The 17936-nt window shown below is 69.9% G+C and carries 17 protein-coding genes; 6 read left to right on the top strand and 11 right to left on the bottom strand.

Going from position 1 to position 17936, the window contains the following annotated elements; genetic code table 11:
- Positions 1-6: 6 nt before the first annotated feature.
- Positions 7-1194 (bottom strand): acetyl-CoA C-acetyltransferase, encoded by a 1188-nt coding sequence (locus tag H036_RS0114600; protein ID WP_017935540.1) that lies wholly within the window; start codon positions 1192-1194, stop codon positions 7-9.
- Between the two features lie 141 nt (positions 1195-1335).
- On the opposite strand from H036_RS0114600, the gene mce reads away from it, so the two are divergent.
- Positions 1336-1782: a methylmalonyl-CoA epimerase gene (mce, locus tag H036_RS0114595; RefSeq protein WP_036488631.1), complete on the top strand. Its 447-nt coding sequence runs from the start codon at positions 1336-1338 to the stop codon at positions 1780-1782.
- A gap of 30 nt (positions 1783-1812) precedes the next feature.
- On the opposite strand, the gene H036_RS23000 is transcribed toward mce, so the two are convergent.
- Positions 1813-3750, bottom strand: a complete 1938-nt coding sequence (locus tag H036_RS23000) for an esterase-like activity of phytase family protein (protein WP_157417406.1) — start codon at positions 3748-3750, stop codon at positions 1813-1815.
- A gap of 227 nt (positions 3751-3977) precedes the next feature.
- Between H036_RS23000 and ccrA the strand changes: the two genes are divergently transcribed.
- The 3 genes from ccrA (at position 3978) to H036_RS0114575 (ending at position 7988) form a co-directional block, all read left to right on the top strand.
- A complete protein-coding gene (gene ccrA, locus H036_RS0114585; protein WP_017935537.1) occupies positions 3978-5318 on the top strand; it encodes a crotonyl-CoA carboxylase/reductase in 1341 nt (446 codons plus the stop codon).
- A 133-nt stretch (positions 5319-5451) separates the two neighbouring features.
- Positions 5452-6873, top strand: a complete 1422-nt coding sequence (locus tag H036_RS0114580; RefSeq protein ID WP_017935536.1) for a hypothetical protein — start codon at positions 5452-5454, stop codon at positions 6871-6873.
- Complete coding sequence (locus H036_RS0114575; RefSeq protein ID WP_017935535.1) at positions 6870-7988, top strand: AI-2E family transporter; 1119 nt, start codon at positions 6870-6872, stop codon at positions 7986-7988. Before H036_RS0114580 ends, H036_RS0114575 begins: the two co-directional genes overlap by 4 nt.
- Here the strand turns inward: H036_RS0114575 and H036_RS0114570 are convergent.
- Complete coding sequence (locus H036_RS0114570; RefSeq protein ID WP_017935534.1) at positions 7985-9007, bottom strand: EamA family transporter; 1023 nt, start codon at positions 9005-9007, stop codon at positions 7985-7987. The two genes, H036_RS0114575 and H036_RS0114570, sit on opposite strands and share 4 nt — an antisense overlap.
- 39 nt (positions 9008-9046) lie before the next feature.
- On the opposite strand from H036_RS0114570, the gene H036_RS0114565 reads away from it, so the two are divergent.
- Positions 9047-9586: a CGNR zinc finger domain-containing protein gene (locus H036_RS0114565; RefSeq protein ID WP_017935533.1), complete on the top strand. Its 540-nt coding sequence runs from the start codon at positions 9047-9049 to the stop codon at positions 9584-9586.
- Positions 9587-9589: 3 nt separating this feature from the next.
- On the opposite strand, the gene H036_RS0114560 is transcribed toward H036_RS0114565, so the two are convergent.
- The 5 genes from H036_RS0114560 to H036_RS0114540 all read right to left on the bottom strand — a co-directional run bounded on the left by H036_RS0114560 (position 9590) and on the right by H036_RS0114540 (position 13837).
- Complete coding sequence (locus H036_RS0114560; protein WP_017935532.1) at positions 9590-10684, bottom strand: hypothetical protein; 1095 nt, start codon at positions 10682-10684, stop codon at positions 9590-9592.
- Positions 10677-11204, bottom strand: coding sequence for an RNA polymerase sigma factor (locus H036_RS0114555; RefSeq protein WP_017935531.1), 528 nt, complete (start codon positions 11202-11204; stop codon positions 10677-10679). The genes H036_RS0114560 and H036_RS0114555 overlap by 8 nt, the downstream gene beginning before the upstream one ends.
- 66 nt (positions 11205-11270) lie before the next feature.
- The gene (locus H036_RS0114550; protein ID WP_017935530.1) at positions 11271-12068 is read right to left on the bottom strand and encodes an alpha/beta fold hydrolase; all 798 of its coding nucleotides are present in this window, start codon (positions 12066-12068) and stop codon (positions 11271-11273) included.
- Positions 12065-12859: a hypothetical protein gene (locus tag H036_RS0114545; RefSeq protein ID WP_017935529.1), complete on the bottom strand. Its 795-nt coding sequence runs from the start codon at positions 12857-12859 to the stop codon at positions 12065-12067. Before H036_RS0114545 ends, H036_RS0114550 begins: the two co-directional genes overlap by 4 nt.
- A 15-nt stretch (positions 12860-12874) precedes the next feature.
- Complete coding sequence (locus H036_RS0114540; RefSeq protein WP_017935528.1) at positions 12875-13837, bottom strand: helix-turn-helix transcriptional regulator; 963 nt, start codon at positions 13835-13837, stop codon at positions 12875-12877.
- Between the two features lie 124 nt (positions 13838-13961).
- Between H036_RS0114540 and H036_RS0114535 the strand changes: the two genes are divergently transcribed.
- On the top strand, positions 13962-14549 hold the full coding sequence (locus tag H036_RS0114535; protein ID WP_017935527.1) for a DinB family protein: 588 nt from the start codon (positions 13962-13964) through the stop codon (positions 14547-14549).
- Between the two features lie 11 nt (positions 14550-14560).
- On the opposite strand, the gene H036_RS0114530 is transcribed toward H036_RS0114535, so the two are convergent.
- The 3 genes from H036_RS0114530 to H036_RS0114520 all read right to left on the bottom strand — a co-directional run bounded on the left by H036_RS0114530 (position 14561) and on the right by H036_RS0114520 (position 17917).
- On the bottom strand, positions 14561-15097 hold the full coding sequence (locus tag H036_RS0114530; protein ID WP_017935526.1) for a TMEM175 family protein: 537 nt from the start codon (positions 15095-15097) through the stop codon (positions 14561-14563).
- Between the two features lie 27 nt (positions 15098-15124).
- Entirely contained in the window at positions 15125-16660 is a 1536-nt protein-coding gene (locus H036_RS22995; RefSeq protein WP_017935525.1) for an MFS transporter, read from the bottom strand.
- An 81-nt stretch (positions 16661-16741) separates the two neighbouring features.
- Positions 16742-17917: a 3-hydroxyacyl-CoA dehydrogenase family protein gene (locus H036_RS0114520; protein ID WP_017935524.1), complete on the bottom strand. Its 1176-nt coding sequence runs from the start codon at positions 17915-17917 to the stop codon at positions 16742-16744.
- Positions 17918-17936: the final 19 nt, after the last annotated feature.

Here is a 17936-nt window from a genome sequence, read left to right as displayed (position 1 = left end):
GCCCGATCAGGCCTTCGGCACGCGCACGATCAGGGCGTCGCCCTGGCCGCCGCCACCGCACAGTGCGGCAGCACCCACACCGCCACCGCGCCGCTTGAGCTCGTTGGCGAGGTGGAGTACGACGCGAGCGCCCGACATGCCGACCGGGTGACCCAGCGCGATGGCCCCGCCGTTGACGTTGACCTTCTCCTCGGAGATGCCCAGCTCACGTGCCGAGGCGATGCCCACGGCCGCGAACGCCTCGTTGAACTCGACCAGGTCGAGGTCCGCAGCACTGATGCCCTCCTTGGCCAGCGCCTTGGCCGTCGCGGCGGCGGGCTGCAGCTGAAGCGAGGAGTCCGGGCCGGCGACCTGGCCGTGCGCCCCGATCTCGGCGAGCCACTCCAGGCCGAGCTCCTCGGCCTTGGCCTTGCTCATCACGATCACCGCCGCCGCGCCGTCGGAGATCTGCGACGCGGAACCGGCGGTGATGGTGCCGTCCTTGGTCACCGGCCGCAGGCCGGCCAGCGACTCCACGGTGGTGTCGGCACGGACACCCTCGTCGGCGGCGATCACGATCGGGTCGCCCTTGCGCTGCGGGATCTCCACCGGAACGATCTCGCCGTCGAAGAGGCCGTTCTTCTGAGCGGCTGCGGCGCGCTGGTGCGACTGGGCGGCGAAGGCGTCCTGCTCCTCGCGGGTGAAGTTGTCCCGCGCAGCGTTGCAGCCGTCGGTCAGGTTGATCATCGCCTGCTTGGTGAACTGATCGAACAGTGCGTCGTAGGCCATCGAGTCGACCAGCGTGGTGTCGCCGTACTTGAAGCCCTCCCTCGACTTCGGCAGCAGGTGCGGCGCGTTGGTCATCGACTCCATGCCGCCGGCGACGACGACGTCGACCTCGCCCGCACGGATCAGCTGGTCGGCCAGCGCGATCGCGTTGAGGCCGGAGAGGCAGACCTTGTTGATCGTCATCGTCGGCACGCTCATCGGGATGCCGGCGCCCACGCTCGCCATCCGCGCGGGGTTCTGGCCCGCGCCCGCCTGGATGACCTGACCCATGATCACGTAGTCGACCTGGTCCGGCGATACGCCGGACTTCTCCAGGGCGCCCTTGATGGCGATGGCGCCGAGGTCGGCAGCCGAGAAGCCCTTCAGGCCCCCGAGCAGACGGCCGATCGGGGTGCGGGCTCCCGCGACGATGACATTTCCGGACATGGTGCCTCCATGGTGTGCGAAACGCGTGCCTCCGACATTACCGACGGGTAGACATCAGCGGGAGGGGTCCGGTCGGCGGCCGGGTGTGCCCATCGTCACACATCTTCCCTCGCCGATCGGAGGTGGACCAGAGTGGGCGCCATGAGCCTTGAGATCCCCGAGCACCTGTTCACCGCGATCGACCACGTGGGTATCGCCGTACCCGACCTGGACGAGGCGATCCGGTTCTACGACGAGACCTTCGGTCTCAAGGAGATCCACCGCGAGGTGAACGAGGAGCAGGGCGTCGCCGAGGCGATGCTCGCCGTCGGGCCGACCGACTCGAAGATCCAGCTGCTGGCGCCGCTGACCCCGGAGAGCACGATCGCGAAGTTCCTGGACAAGAACGGTCAGGGCATCCAGCAGCTCGCCTACCGCGTGGTCGACGTCGAGCAGGTCAGCGAGATCCTGCGCAGCCGCGGGGTGCGTCTTCTCTACGACGCCCCGCGCCGTGGCACCTCCGACTCCCGGATCAACTTCGTCCACCCCAAGGACGCCGGCGGCGTGTTGGTCGAACTGGTCGAGCCGGCGAAGGGCTCGGCTCACTAGGCCGCAAGCACCACCCGAGCGTCGCGCGCCTCAGCCCTTGTACGCCGCCGGAACCTGGGACAGGTCCACCTTCATGATCTCGCCGAAGTCCTGCGGCCCGGTGCCGAGGCCGCCGGCTCCGGGCAGGAGCTTGAGTGCCCCGTTGCCCAGGACCCGCTTGTCCCCGCCGTGACTGATGCTGTCAGCGGGCCACGAGCCATCCTTCGGCACGTCGGTGATGCCGAAGTCCGAGTCGTCGGCCAGGTAGACGGTGCTCGGGTTGGCCGGGTCGATCGCGACGCCCTCGACCTTGTCGTGCCCGAAGTACTGCCCGCTGGGGTCGATGTGGTCGACCAGGCCGGCGTAGTTCAAGAAGAGCTCGCCGGCGGTGCTGCGGCTGCCGGAGTCCGAGGTGGTCACGCCTGCGGCCGAGAGCGCGGAGACCGCCGTGGACGGAACCGACGTGCCGGCGATGTCCTCGATGCTCAGCCCGTTGATGTTCAGACCGGAGTTGGTCGGGGTCAGCGGGGCGGCGAGATCGCTCTTGTAGGTCACCGTGGCCAGGGTGCCGCTGATCGTCGGAGGCGTCGTGAGCAGTGGCGAATGCGGGCCGACATCGGTGGCGTTGGTCAGGTCGATCTTCCACAGGTCTTTGATCGCTGCTGCGGGGCAGGCCGCGGTGCCGGCGATGTCGTTGGCGTTGGTGCCCTCGAAGCAGCCGTCCCGCTCGTCGACGATGAAGTGGTTCGCATCCAGGGCCGTGATCTCGCTGTTGGCCTCGGCGATGTCGTTGTTGGCGGTGAAGTGCAGCGCGTAGAGGTACTCCTGCACGCTGTGGTCGCTCAGCTTCACCTTCACGATGCGTGTGATCGCTCCCTTGGCGGCTGTGGCCGCGGTGGTGCCGGTCGTGCCCTTGTTGGAGTCCAACGGCGACTGCATGATGCCGACGAGGTACTGGCCGTCAGGGGTCAGCGTCAGCCCCTCCATGCCCTTGTTCTCCTTGCGCCGGATCAGCTCCGAGGGCAGCGGGTAGATGTGCTCGGTGGTGCCGTTGGACGGGTCGGCGCTGACGTAGGGGCTGTAGCGGTACGTCTCCTTGCCGTTCGCGTCCAGGTGGACGATGTAGGGGCCGTACTCGTCGGAGACGAAGAAGCCGCCGGCCGGGTCGACCACGACGGACTCGGAGTCGATGCCGACGTTGCTGTGCGGCGCGGCGGCGCCGTACTGATCCTCGATGTCGCTGCTGGTGCCGTGAGCGGTGGCGTCGTCCGGCGGCACCAAGCCGTTCATCGGAGCGCCGGAGAAGCCGGTCAGGCCGATCACCTGGGTGAGCTCGGCATGGCCGTTCTCGAGGTGGAACTTTCCGATCGCCGGCTGGAAGCCCTGGACCGGGTCCATCTTCACGCCGTCGGGACCACCCACGTTGGGGCCGCGGTCGGTGATGCCGTAGAACCAGCCGGGGCCGTCTGCGGTGTCGGGCGACAGACCGGAGCCGTAACCGCTGCCGACGATGGGGGTGCCGTCCCAGAGGCCGTTGGGCGTGATGGTGGTGCCGTCGGGGTTGGTCATCGGGAAGAGCGTCGTTCCGTCGACCGGGGCCTTGCCCCCGTTCGCCGGGACGGTCGGAGCAGCGGTAGCGGTCGTGGTCACCGTCGCCGTGACGGTCGGGACCGGCCATGCCCCCTGGCACGCGATCAGCGCCGCCTGCGCCGCGTTGAGGGTGGCCTCGGCGTTGACCAGGTGTGTGGTCGCCTTGGCCACCACCTTCTGCTTCTTGGCCTTGGCCTTGGCCGACTTCGCCTTCTTCTTGCTCGCGGCACGCAGGGCGCCCCGGTCGTGACTGACGGTGTTCTGGGCAGCCGACACCGCACCCTTCTGCGGGGTGCAGGCGGCCGAGCTCGATCCGCCGACGGCGAAGGCGCCGAGCGGAAGCGCAGCAGCGGCCGAGACGACGGCCACCGCCACTGAGATGCGTCCTGTGCGATTCACAGCAGCTCCTAGAAGGACGAGACCGCACGATGCCGCGACGGTCGTGATCGGCGAAAGCAAAGCGGCATCAGATGTCCTCACGCCCGCGCCCAGATGGCCGCCACGTGACCGTTACGAGACGCGTAGTGTCGTCAGTCACACCTATGGCATGTCGGTATTACCCGCCAGTAGTGTCTCGTTCACGCCAGGGCCCGCGCGCCGGGCCTCCCTCTTCTCAGGAGTACGACGTGCAGCACATTCTCGATGCGATCGTCAGCGGCGAGGCCTCCTCGGAGGACTTCGCGAACCTGGAGATCCCGGATCACTTCAGAGCCGCCACCGTCCACAAGGACGAGGTCGACATGTTCGAAGGGATCCCGAGCAAGGAGAAGGACCCTCGCAAGTCCCTGCACGTCGAGGACGTGGCCCTGCCCGAGCTCGGCCCGGGTGAGGCGCTCGTCGCGGTGATGGCCTCGGCGATCAACTACAACACCGTGTGGACCTCGATCTTCGAGCCCGTGTCCACCTTCGGCTTCCTTGAGCGCTACGGCCGCGAGTCCGAGCTGGCCAAGCGCCACGACCTGCCCTACCACATCGTCGGCTCGGACCTGTCCGGCGTCGTGCTGAAGGTCGGGGCGGGTGTGACCAAGTGGAAGCCCGGCGACCGGGTCGTGGCGCACTGCCTCTCCGTCGAGCTGGAATCGCCCGACGGCCACAACGACACCATGCTCGACACCTCCCAGCGCATCTGGGGCTTCGAGACCAACTTCGGTGGCCTGGCCGAGGTCGCGATGGTCAAGGCCAACCAGCTGATGCCGAAGCCCGAGCACCTGACCTGGGAGGAGGCAGCCTCCCCCGGCCTGGTCAACTGCACCGCCTACCGCCAGCTGGTCTCCAAGAACGGCGGCGCGATGAAGCAGGGCGACAACGTCTTGATCTGGGGCGCCTCCGGTGGCCTGGGCGGATTCGCCACCCAGTACGCCCTCAACGGCGGCGCCACCCCGATCTGCGTGGTCTCGAACGAGGAGAAGGCCAAGATCGTGCGTTCGATGGGCGCCGAGCTGGTGATCAACCGCTCCGAGGAGAACTGGAAGTTCTGGAACGAGGAGGGCACCCAGCAGAACCCCAAGGAGTGGCAGCGCCTGGGCAAGCGGATCCGCGAGCTGACCGGTGGCGAGGACATCGACATCGTCTTCGAGCACCCCGGCCGCGAGACCTTCGGCGCCTCGGTCTACGTCACCCGCAAGGGCGGCACCATCACCACCTGCGCCTCCACGACCGGTTACATGCACGAGTACGACAACCGCTACCTGTGGATGAACCTCAAGCGCATCATCTCCTCCCACTTCGCCAACTACCGCGAGTCGTGGGAGGCCAACCGCCTGATCGCGAAGGGCAAGATCCACCCGACCCTGTCACGGACCTACACCCTCGACGAGGTAGGCCAGGCCTCGCTCGACGTCCACCACAACCTCCACCAGGGCAAGGTCGGCGTGCTCGCGCTCGCCCCGCAGGAGGGCCTCGGCGTCCTCGACGAGGAGATGCGCAACCAGCACGTCGACGCGATCAACCGGTTCCGCGGCATCTGATCGGCACCGACCACCACCGTGAAGCCGCCCCGGGACTCCCGGGGCGGCTTCACGCCGTCGTAACCCGGGATGTGGGACCCTTGGGAGCAGTTCCCCGCACGCCCCGCACAGCAAGGAAGAGGTAACGCCGACCATGAGCGATCAGGGCCTGTCCATCTTCGACAACGAGCCGACCACGGCTCCCGAGGAGGGCGCTGCCGCTGCGGGCAAGGCGGCCGGTACGCCGGCGAGCCCGTCGAGCGAGACCAAGTCAGCGAAGCCTGCCGAGAGCAAGCCGAGCGCCCAGAAGTCGTCCGGCGCCGACGACGAGACCCGGGTCATGCCGCGCGTCCCGGCGGCACCTGCGTCACCCGCGTCGAGCGCCCCCACCGGTGCACCGTCGGCCCCGCCCACCGGGGCCGCGCCAGCCGCCCGACCGGCCCAGGCCGGCGCTCCGGCCGGTAGCGCGCCGGCCGCGTCCCCGAGCCGCGCCGGCGGTGCGCCTGCCGCCGTACCAGGGGTGTCGTCCTCGCCGCTGCCGATCGTGCGCCGCGGTGGCTACGACCCTGCCGCGGTCGACTCGCGGATCCAGCAGCTCACGGCCGCGCACGGTGCCGCGCACAGCGCGGCCCAGAGCGCCCAGCAGCGGGCGGCAGAGGCGGAGAAGGAGATCGCCAAGCTCCGCGACGAGCTGGCCGAGCACGCCAACCCGTCCTACGCCGGCCTCGGCGGCCGTGCCTCCGCGATGCTGCGCCTCGCCGAGGAGGAGGCGGGCGAGATCAAGGCCGCCGCAGACCGGGAGGCCGCCGAGATCCACAACCAGGCTACCCGCGACGCCGCCGCGCTGCGGGCCGAGGCCCAGCGCGAGGTCGAGGAGTTGCGCAAGGCCCACTACCAGGAGATGGACGACCACCGTGCCCGCGTGAGCGCCCAGACCGAGCAGGAGCGCTCGTTGGCGCGCAGCGAGGCCGAGGATCTGGTCGCCTCCGCCAAGCGTGAGGCCGACCAGCTGCGCCTGGCCGCGCAGCAGGAGACGACCGAGCAGCGTGCTGCCACCCAGCGCGAGGTCGAGCAGGCCCGCGCCGGCGCCGACCGCGAGGTGCAGGAGGCCCGCCGGATGCTGGCCGTGGAGAAGGAGCGCCTCGCCCGCGAGGCGACCGACCACCACAACAGCTCGATGGCGGAGACCCGCCGTCTCGTGGAGGAGGCGGAGGCCCGTGCCACTGCCGCCGAGGAGCGCGCCCGTCAGGCATCCGCCCAGATCGCCGCCCAGCGCACGCAGGCCGAGACCGAGGCCGAAGGTCTGCTGGCACGCGCCAAGCGCGAGGCCGAGCAGCTGGTCAAGAGCGCTCGCGCCCAGGCGGAGACCATCAGCCAGGCGGGCCACGCCGAGGCCGAGCGCGGCCTGGCCGCGATCCGCGCCGAGGTGGAGCGGCTCAGCAAGCGCCGCGACGCGATCACCGCCCAGCTCGCTCCGTTGACCAACCTCATCGCCGGTTTCTCCCAGGACGCCGACGACGACGCCCAGGACAAGAACACGTCCAAGGGCGCCAAGGACGCCAAGGACGCTGAGTGAGTGAGGCCGCGGCCTCCGGGGACACGGAGGCCGCGCTGAGCGAGGCGCCCGCCGACGACCCCGCCCTCGGACGACCTGGCAGACCGTTCGATCGCAAGGCGCCGTACGTGATGGGCCTGCTCGGTGGCCTCGGGCTGCTCACCGCCTTCGCCGTCGGCCAGGTCCTGGTCACGATCAGCGGCGTGATCGTGGAGATCGTGGTCGCGCTCTTCATCGCGGCCGGGCTCGACCCGGTCGTGCGGTTCCTGGAGCGGCGCGGCCTGCGCCGCTCCGGCGCGGTCGTCGTCGTCATCGTGCTGGTGCTGGCGGTCATCGCGCTGTTCGTCTTCGCGCTCGCCCCGGTCATCGCCGATCAGGTCACCGCCATCGGGAAGAACGCCCCGGACTGGCTGCACCAGCTGCAGAACAACCGGCGGATCCGTGACCTCGACGACCAGTACCACTTCATCGCCAAGCTGCAGGACTTCGTCACCGGGGGCAACTTCGTCGGCGAGGTGTTCGGCGGGGTGCTCGGCGTCGGCCTGGCCGTTCTGGGTGCGCTGCTGAACGCGTTCGTGATCACCGTCATGACGCTCTACTTCCTGGCCTCGTTCGAGACGATCAAGTCGGCGCTCTATCACCTGGCCCCCGCATCCCGGCGCGAGCGCGTCGGCAAGCTGGGCGACCGGATCATCGAGGGCATCGGCGGCTACGTGTCCGGCGCCTTCGTGATCGCGCTGTGCGCCGGCGTCAGCTCCCTGATCCTGCTGATGGTCATCGGCATGAGCAAGTACGCCGTTGCCCTCGCCTTCGTGGTGATGGTGACCGACGTGATCCCGATGATCGGCGCCACCATCGGCGCGGTGATCGTGACGGCGATCTGCTTCAGCAACTCGGTCCAGACCGCGATCATCGCGGCGATCTTCTACATCGCCTACCAGCAGTTCGAGAACTACGTGCTCTACCCGCGGGTGATGTCCCGCTCCGTCGAGATCCCAGGCGTGCTCACCGTGATCGCGGCACTGGTCGGCGCCTCGCTGCTCGGTGTCGTCGGCGCACTCCTGGCCATCCCGACAGCCGCGGCGATCCTGATGCTGATCAGGGAAGTGTTCGTCCGCGCCCAGGACGAGCGCTAGCGGCTCTCCGCTGAGGTCGTCGACCGATCGGCATGGCCGGGACGCGTGCGGCGGGAGGCAGCGCCGGCCGACGGCTCCCCCGCCTTCACCGCCACCACCCCGGCGAGGATGAGCAGGCCGCCGACGAACTGCACGGCACCGGGCAGCTCGCCGAGCAGCAACCAGGCGAACAGCACGCTGGAGACCACCTCCAGCAGCGCCACGAAGCTGGCCAGCCGCGCGCCCAGCAGCCGACCGGCCGCGATGCCGGTGGCGTAGGCCAGCGCTGCGGTCACCACCCCGAGGATGAGTACGGCGGCCCACCACGGCACGTCCGCATCCGCCAGCCGGACCGTGCCAGCAGCCGCATGCAACGGCATCAGGTGGGTGACCCCGAGCAGCCCGAGCGCGGCCGCCCCGACGACCAGGCCGAGCCAGGCCAGGGCGATCGGCGGCAGGTCCACTCCACCCTCGGCGTTGAGGACGAAGTAGACCGCGGCACCGAGCATCGCGCCGAGCGCCCAGAGCACCCCTGCCACGCTCAGCCCGATGCCACCGCCGATCAGGTCGAGGACCAGCACGAGGCCGAACGCGGCGAGGGCCGCGCCGCCGACGGTGATCGGTGCCGGTCGCTGACCGTGCCGCAGCCACAGCCAGACCACGACCGCGGCCGGAGACGTGTACTCGATCAGGATCGCCGGCCCGACCTCCATGTGCCGGACGGCGGAGAAGTAGCAGAACTGGGACGCCGCGACGGCGAGCAGACCGTAGACGACGATCGTGGGCAGCTGGCGGCGGACCGCGCTCCACGGCGTACGGCTGTGGCGCAGGGATCGCAGACCGAACGGTGCCAGCACGACGGCGGCGAGGGCGACGCGGAGAAGGACCACCGAACCCGGGGTCCAGCCGATGTCGAACAGGCTGCTCGCGATCGAGCCGGACAGGCTGAAGCTCACCGCCGAAACCATCGCGAGGAGCAGCCCCACACCGAAGCGCTCGGCTCGGGCGAGTGCCGCCTCGTCATCGGTGAAAATGCTCATGACCCATGACGCTACGAAATCGTTCGGTAATCTGTCAACGTGGTTTTCGCTCATGACACTGAGGAGTCGCTCCTGGCGGCTGTCGCACTGGTCAACAGCGCCGAGGCGCCGGAGACGTTGACGACTGTGGCCGAGCTCGAGGCGTTCTACGACCGCTTCGACTACACCGGCCGCCACGATCGCACGCGCACCGAGCTGGACCAGGTGCGCGACCTGCGGCCGCGCCTGCGCGCGTTGCTGCTGGCCGACCGCGACGAGGCGGTCCGGATGGTCAACGAGATCCTCAGCGAGGCGCGCGCCGTACCGCAGCTCGTCCGCCACCAGCCCCTCGACTGGCACATCCACGCGGTGCCGCCCGAGGCGCCGTTGGCCACCCGGATCGGCGTCGAGACGGCGATGGCGATGATCGACGTGATCCGCGCCGACGAGCATGCGCGCCTCGGGGTGTGCGCCGACGGTGACTGCCTGGGCCTGGTGCTCGACCTGTCCCGCAACCGCTCCAAGCGGTTCTGCTCGGTGGCCTGCGGCAACCGCAACGCGGTGGCCGCCTACCGCGCCCGGCAGGCGGCCACCGAGTAGCCCTCACTGCGCGATGAGGCGCCCCGGTACGTCGATCAGCGGACTGCCGTGCAGCACGGCGTTGACGCCGTCGACCGCCCACGGCAGCACGTCGGCCGAGGTCAGCTCGTGCTGCAGCCCGCTCGGGTCGGCGATGCTCGGGCACGACAGGTCCACGACGTAGTCCCGGGTCCCGTCGGCAGCCGTCAGGTGCAGCAGCACCCACTCGCCCCCGCTCGCGCCGAAGCAGCTGAACTCCCCCGTCGGCTTCGCATCGGACACGGCGTCGACGAGTTGCTTGGCCGGTCCGTCGGCGAGCTGCTCCTGGTAGAGCAGCTGATAGCCCGACATCGCCGCGGGCGCGTACGCGCAGACCGTCATCGCATACGGCGCGACCGGACCTGCGGTGCCGACACTCGGCTGCTCGCCGGACATCGGTGGCGTGCCCAGCCAGTCCGCACAGGCACCGCCGGTCATCCAGTGCGCCGACGCCAGGATGGTGCGACGCAGGCGAGCGTCGCTGCTGCCGACGGTCACCGTGGTGTCGCCGTACTTCTGACTCTCCACCACGAAGCCGTGGCCGAGGTTCGCCTCGACGGGCGCATCCTTGGCTCCCAGCCACACGAACGGCATCGCGGCGCTCGTGCCCTGGGTGGCGCTCTTCGGGCATCGCGGCGTCTGCGCCACCGGCCGGCCGACATACCCGGGCAGCACACCGTCGGTCCGCTCGGCCGCCGTGAGCCGATGACCGTCGGCGCCGACGGACGGGCCCACGCCGCACGCTCCAGGTGCACCGCCCCAGCCCCAGCCGACGGGCACGTAGACGCCGACGTTCTGCCACACCTCGAGCCGATAGCCGTCGGGGGCCAGCACGGAGTGCTGCGTCGGCACGTCGGTCGGCGTACCGACGCTGGGCGCGGCGCTCGACCCGCTCCCGTGCAGGGCCGCGCCGACGCCGCCCGCGGCCACCAGCACGGCCGCGGCGGTAGCGACCCCGACCATTCGCCGGGTACGCCGCCGGCGTCCTGCGCGGGCCCGTTGTGCCAGCGGCACACGCGTGCCGACCTCGTCCGCGAGGTGGCCGAGCCCCTCGCGCAGCATCTCCTCCGGGTCACGCATCGCCGTCCTCCTCCGCAAGCTCACGCCTGAGCGCATGGAGCGCTCGGTGCACGTGCGAGCGCGCGGTCGCCTCGGCACAGCCGAGGAGCGCCGCGATCTCGCGGTAGTCCAGGTCCTGGTAGAAGCGCAGCACGACGGCCGCGCGCTGGGCCGGTGGCAGCTGCGCGCACAGCCGCCGTACGACGTCCGTGCTCGCCACCACCTCGGCCGGATCGGTCGGGCCGCCCGCGACGACGTTGCTCTCACGCACCACCGCCACCGGCGAGACCCGCCTGCGCCAGCGCCGCCACAGCGAGATGTGCTCGTTGACGATCATCCGCCGCACGTAGGTCTCGGGATCATCGACCCGCGAGACGTGCTGCCATCGCGCCAGCGCCCGCTCCAGCGCGCTCTGCACCGCATCCTCGGCCTCGCTCTGACTGCCCGTGAGCAGGTAGGCGAAGCGCAGCAGCGCAGCCGACCGCGCCGCGACCCAGTCGTCGAACGGCGGCGCCACGACCGGCGCGGGGCGAGCACTCACCCGTACATCCATGCACTACTCACGCCCCGGCGCGAGCATTCGTTGCAACGTGCCGTGGCGCGGACCTCAGGAGGCCAGGAACCGACGCAGCACCTCGGTGAAGACCTCCGGCTTCTCCGAGTGCACCCAGTGCCCGGCGCCCTTGATCGTGACCAGTCGCTTGCGCGGGAACAGTCGTGTCATCGCCTCGTCGTACTCCGGCTCGATGTAGCCCGAGTCGGCGCCGGCGATCCACAGCACCGGCCCCTCGTACGGCGCCAGCGCGTCCGCGACATCGCTCGGCCACCCGGAGAGCCGCTCGATGTCACGGGCGAGCACCTCGAGGTTCGGCTGCCACCGCCACGACGCTCCGTCGCGGCGCAGGTTCTGCAGCAGGAACGAGCGCACCGAGGCGGTCGGCACGGCAGCGGTGAGCGCGGCGTCGGCGTCTGCACGGTCGGCGATCACGGTCAGGTCGAGGCCGCGCAGGGCGTCGATGTAGCCGACGAACTCGCGGGCACTGTCGTAGTCCACCGGGGACATGTCGGCGACCACCAGCCGCTCCACCAGGTCGGGATGGCGCAACGCGAGCATCATCGCCACCTTGCCGCCCATCGAATGACCGACGAGCGCGACCGGACCCTCGTCCGCAAGCGGCGCGAGCACCTCGGTCGCCACGGTGTCGGCCATCTGTACGTAGTCCACCCGGTCGGTCCACGCCGAGCGACCGTGGTTGGGCAGGTCGACCAGCGTCACCCGGTGGTCGGTCGCAAGGGCCTTGCCGATGGTGTTCCAGTTGCGCCCCTGACCGAAGAGGCCGTGCAGGAAGACGACGGCCCTCTCACCCTCGCCGTACTGAAGGGTGTGCAGCGCGGCTTCGCTCACAGGTCGAAGCCGTCGAAGAGATCCCCGATGCCGCCGCCGATGCCGCCGAACAGGCCGCCGACGCCGTCGCCGATCCCGCCCGCGACGTCGCCGATGCCCTCGCCGAGGCCTGCGGCGAGCGCGCCCATGCCCTCACCGAGACCCTCGAACATGAAGCCCATGAACATCCAGTCCAGGACGCCGAAGCCACCGAAGTAGCCCTGCGCGTAGGGGCGGTAGGCTCGGCCGCCCTCCCAGTAGGGCACCCGGCGTGAGCCGACCATGACCTGACGCACGTCGGGCTCGGCGCCGGCGCTGACCCGCTCGACGTCCAGGGCGCAGGCCGGGACCTGGCGTACGGCGCCGCCGCCGGGCGCCCAGTCCACGTCCCCTACCGAGATGCCGTGCCGCGGGTCGAAGAAGCACGGCGGACGACGGGTGGGCAGTGGCTCACCGGCGATCCGGGCGCGCACGCAGGCGACCGCGTAGCGGCCGTCCTCGACGATCTTGGTGACGTTGCTGATGTCCTCGGGCTTGGTCATCGCCTCACCGGCCTGGCCGGCGGCCTCGTACGCGTCGAGCGCACGCTGGTAGTCGGCACGGGCGCCGTCGTCGAGCTGGCTGGCTGCGGTGTCGACATCGAGGTCGCGCAGCTGCTCGCCGAGCGCTGTGACGTCCTCCAGTGCCAGCCGCTTGACCGGCTGGAGCTCGCGTTCGGCCCGCTCCAGCGCAGCCTGCTGGCTGCGCTTGCGACCAACCACGACAACGGCGACGATCGCGATGACCACGACCAGCAGGACGATTCCACCCATGCGTCAACCTTAGAGTCAGGTAGGTGATCCGGCAGCCTCGACCAGGCGCTGGCCCAGCTCGACGGCGAGCTCGCGCACCTCGTCGGACCCCAGCACCTCGAAGGCGAAGCCGAGTCGCGCCACGTGCATCAGGACGAACGCGGGGTCGCTGGCACCCGCCTGCAGCACGCACCGGTCCGGTCCGTCCGGCTCGATCACCGCCACCGTGGCCGGCACCCGGCGGCGTACGGCCGCGGCATCGGCGTGCAGCAGCAGCCGCACCGGACGCGGATAGGCGGCCACGCTGATCGCGCGCTGCACCAGCTCCACCGGATCGGGGTGCTCACGAGGCGAGAAGCGCAGCGTGGTCGCTCGGGTGCCGGCCAGGCGGTCGAGCCGGAAGGTGCGCCAGTCCTCGCGATCGAGGTCGTAGGAAACCAGGTACCACCGGCTGCCGGTCGCGACGAGCCGGTAGGGCTCGACGCGCCGCCGGCTGCTGGTGCCGGCCAGGTCGACGTATCCGAACTCGACCCGCACCCTGTCGCGACAGGCCCGGGCCAGCACCAACAGCGTCTCGGCGTCGACCTCGAACTGGTCCCCGACCAGGGTGGCGATGGCGTCCTGCAGCGCCTGCACCTCGGAGCGGAGCCGAGCCGGCAGCACCTGATCCAGCTTGGCCAGCGTGCGCACCGCAGCCTCGCTGGCGCCGGTCACCGTCCCTCCAGCCGCCAGCCGCAGCGAGACGGCGGTGGCGATCGCCTCCTCGTCATCGAGCAGCAGCGGTGGCAGCGCTCGACCCGCGCCCAGCTGGTAGCCGCCGCCGACACCCTGGGTGGCGTTGACCGGGTAGCCCAGCGTGCGGAGCCGCTCGACATCGCGGCGGATGCTCCGCGTCGTCACGCCGAGACGCTCGGCCAGCTCCGAGCCGGTCCAGACAGGCCGCTGTTGCAGCAGCGCGAGCAGGCGGAGCACCCGCTGGGTCGTACCGACTTCCGGCATGGGTGCATCGTCGCACGACGTAGCGGACCGATCCTGTCCGCAATAGGCCCGAGACTGGTCTCATGACCTACCGGAACGAGCAGCTCCCCGACCGCTGCGCCCACCCCGACCTTGAGGAGATCTGATGTCCGCACACGCCCCCGCCGTCGTCGACGAGCGCTCTGCGCTGCACGGCTTCCTGCGTCAGCAGCAGAACGCCTTCCGCAATGCCGCCTTCGGGCTCAGCGACGAGCAGGCCGGCCTGCGCTCGACCTCCAGCGAGCTCGCCGTCGGCACCCTGATCAAGCACGTCACCGTCGGCTCGCGCACCTGGCTCCTCGCCGCTCGGGCCGCTCCCGGACGCCCTGCCAGGGCCGCCGATGCGATGAGCATGTGGGCCAGCGCCCTGCGCTGGGACGAGGAGGACTCCCTGACCGCTGCCCTCGAGGCGTACGACGAGGTCTGCGCCCAGGTGCTCGACGCCGTGGCCACGCTCGACCTCGACGCCGCCGTACCCGTGCCGGACGCCCCCTGGTTCCCCAAGGACGTCGAGGCATGGTCGGTGCGCTGGGTGTGGTTCCACCTCCTGGAGGAGCTGGCACGGCACGCGGGACACGCCGACATCATCCGCGAGAGCATCGACGGCGCGACGTCGATCGAGCTGCTCGCCGGGCGCGAGGACTGGGCTGACACGTCGTTCGTGAAGCCGTGGCGACCCGTAGGCGCCGCCTGAGCGGCCCCCGATCAGCCGGTCGACACCTCGTCGCGGCGTTCCAGCCAGCGCTCCACCCGCCGGTCCGGGACCAGCCAGATCAGCGCGACCGCGACGTAGGGGACCACGCCCAGCCACGGCTCGACGAAGGTGAGGCCGATCCCCAGCGCATAGAGCACGATCGAGGTCTTGCCCTTCCAGTCGCTGCCGAACACCTCGTCCATGTGGCTGCTCGACGGCAGCCGGCGGATGGCCAGGATGAGGATCGAGTAGGCGATCGCGGCGCCGATGAGGTTGACGCCGTACGCGATGGTCGGGACGCGGGCGAGGTGCTGGTCATCCATCCAGCTGGTGGTGAACGGATACAGCGAGAGCCAGAACAGCAGGTGCAGGTTGGCCCAGAGCACCAGCCCGTCGACCTGAGAGACGACCTGGAACAGGTGGTGATGGTTGTTCCAGTAGATGCCGACGTAGACGAAGCTGAGCAGGTAGGTCAGCAGGCCCGAGCCGGTGCTGTTCCAGAGGTCGTGGAGCGTCGGCCCCTTGGGGGCGTGCAGCTCCAAGACCATGATCGTGATGTGATCGCGAGGACGCCGTCACTGAACGCTTCCAGCCTGCTGCTCTGCATGGCCCTGATTCTGCCCGTCCGAGGGGCCGTCCGAGTTCTCGTCCGTGGGCTCGTCCGGATCGTCGTCCGCCGTGAGGGGCTGGGCGATGCTCTCCAATGCTTGCCCCTCGGCCTTCACCCCGAGGAACAGCTCGGCCACTCCGCCCAGCACCATCAACGCCGCTCCGACGAAGTAGCCGATGGCGATCGCTGTCACGTCCTTGTCCGCCGATGCTCGGTCGATCAGCCAGCCGAAGAACAGCGGCCCGCTGATTCCGCCGGCCGCCGTGCCGATGGCGTAGAAGAAGGCGATGCACAGCGCCCTGGTCTCCATCGGGAAGACTTCGCTGGCGGTGAGGTAGGCCGAGCTGGCGCCGGCCGAGGCGACGAAGAAGACGATCGCACCCATCAGCGTCAGCGTGGTCGCGTTCAGACCGCCTAGCATCATCCCCGTCACCGCGAGCAGTACGCCGGAGACCACGTAGGTGGCGGTGATCATCGCCACCCGCCCGATCCGGTCGAAGAGCGGGCTCAACGCCAGTGCGCCCACGAAGTTGCTCGCGGCGAAGACTGCCAGGTACCAGCCGGTCTGCTTGACACCGAAGAACGTCGAGAGGGTGTCTCCGTAGGTGAAGAAGAAGGCGTTGTAGAGGAACGCCTGTCCGACGAACAAGGCGAAGCACAGCACCGTACGTCGTGGGTAGCGGGTGATCACGGTCCGGGCGATCAGACCGAAGCCGATCGAGCGGCGCTGCCGGATCGTGATCGAGTCGTCGTCTCCGACCTCGTCGAGCTGTTCGCCGGTCTCCTCGGCAACGGTGTGCTCGACGTCGGCCACGATCCTCTCAGCCTCCTCGTCGCGGCCGTGGATGAAGAGCCAGCGCGGAGACTCGGGCACGTTACGTCGCACCAGCAGGATCGCCAGCGCGAGGACCGCTCCCAGCCCGAAGGCCAGCCGCCAGCCGATGCTCGGGTCGACCAGGCTCGGATCGAGCAGCGGGATGGTCAGCAACGCACCACCCGCCGCACCGATCCAGTACGAGCCGTTGATCGCGACGTCGACCCGACCGCGGTACCTCGCGGGGATGAGCTCGTCGATCGCCGAGTTGATCGCTGCGTACTCGCCACCGATGCCGGTGCCGGTGAGGAACCGCGCGGCGAAGTACCACAGCGGGGTCGGCGAGAAAGCCGTCAGCACCGTCGCGCAGGTGTAGACGCCCAACGTGACGAGGAAGAGCCGCTTGCGCCCGAGCCGATCGGTGAGCTGGCCGAAGAACAACGCCCCCAGGCAGGACCCCGCGACGTAGATCGCACCGGCGAAGCCGATGTCCCATCCGCTCATGCCCAGCCCGGTGCTGCTGGACTTCAGTGCGTCGGACATCGAGCCGACGATGGTGACCTCGAGCCCATCGAGGATCCACACCGTGCCGAGGCCGATCACCACCAGCCAGTGCCATCGCGCCCACGGCAACCGGTCCAGCCGTGCCGGAATGCTGGTCGTGATCCGCCCCGTTTCGACGCTCATGCCGGCGCAGGTACCCGCAAAGACGATCCGCCGGACCTGTCGATGCAGATCGACGGTCCGGCGGAGCGCGGTGAGCCTGGGTCAGTAGGTGTGGAAGCCTTCGCCGGTCTTCCGCCCCAGCTTGCCCTCGGCGACCTTCCGCTCCAGGGTCGCGGCCGGGGCCAGACCCGGCTCCTCGAACTCCGCGTGCAGCTCCTTCTCGATCGCCAGCGAGACGTCGTTCCCGACGACGTCGAGCAGTTCGAAGGGCCCCATCGGCAGTCCGACCTGCTCCTTGATCGCGGCGTCGATGCGGCTGAGCTCCACACCGTCCTCCGCGAGCTTCACAGCGTCGTTGAGGTAGGGGAACAGCAGGGCGTTGACGATGAACCCCGCGCGATCGCCGCAGCTGACGCCGACCTTGCCGACCTTGGCAGTGAGCGCACGCACCGTCTCGTCGACCTCGGGTTCGGTCTGAGGGGTGGTGACGATCTCGACCAGCTTCATCACCGGAGCCGGGTTGAAGAAGTGCATGCCGATGACGTCGCCGGGACGCGTGGTCGAGGCGGCGAGCCTGGCGATCGGCAGGCTGCTGGTCGTGGTGGCCAGGATCGCGCCCGGCTTCACCAGCGCGTCGAGGTCCGAGAAGAGCTCGGTCTTGATCGCCAGGTCCTCCGCGATCGCCTCGACGACGAGGTCCGCATCGGCCAGCGCCACCCGCTCGGTGGCCCCGGCGAGGCGGTCGAGCACGGCCTGCTTGTCCTCCTCGGTGGACTTGCCCTTGGCGATCGCGCGATCGATGTTCTTGGCGATGTAGCCGACAACCCCGTCGAGCTTGTCCTGGCTGCGTCCGACGAAGACCACGTCGTACCCGGCCTGGGCGAAGACCTGGACGATGCCGCTGGCCATCGTGCCGGTCCCGACCACCCCCACCCGCGTGATGTCGCGCTTGAACTCGGGCACGGTCGCTCCTGAGGAACCCGCATTGCCGTGGAACGTGCCGCCCTCGTCGGCCATCCGGTCGAGCAGCGCAACAGGCTTGTGCAGGCTGTCGCCGGTCTCCGCGTAGCGGGCGGCGAGGGCATCGCGCACCATGCCCGGACCGACGGAGTCGAGGTAGGCGAGGGGGCCCGCCGGGTAGCCGCAGCCGAAGCGCATGCCGTTGTCGATGTCGGCAGCGGTGGCGTACTCGTCCTGGAGGAACTTCACCGCATGGTTCAGGTACGGGTAGATCAGCGTCTGGGCGATCTGCTCGGGCGTGGTCTCAGGAGCGGTCATGCCGGCATCATGGCATTTT

The sequence above is a fragment of the Nocardioides sp. Iso805N genome (assembly GCF_000364605.1).
Taxonomy (GTDB): Bacteria; Actinomycetota; Actinomycetes; order Propionibacteriales; family Nocardioidaceae; genus Nocardioides.
This window is presented reverse-complemented; position numbering and strand designations above follow the sequence as displayed.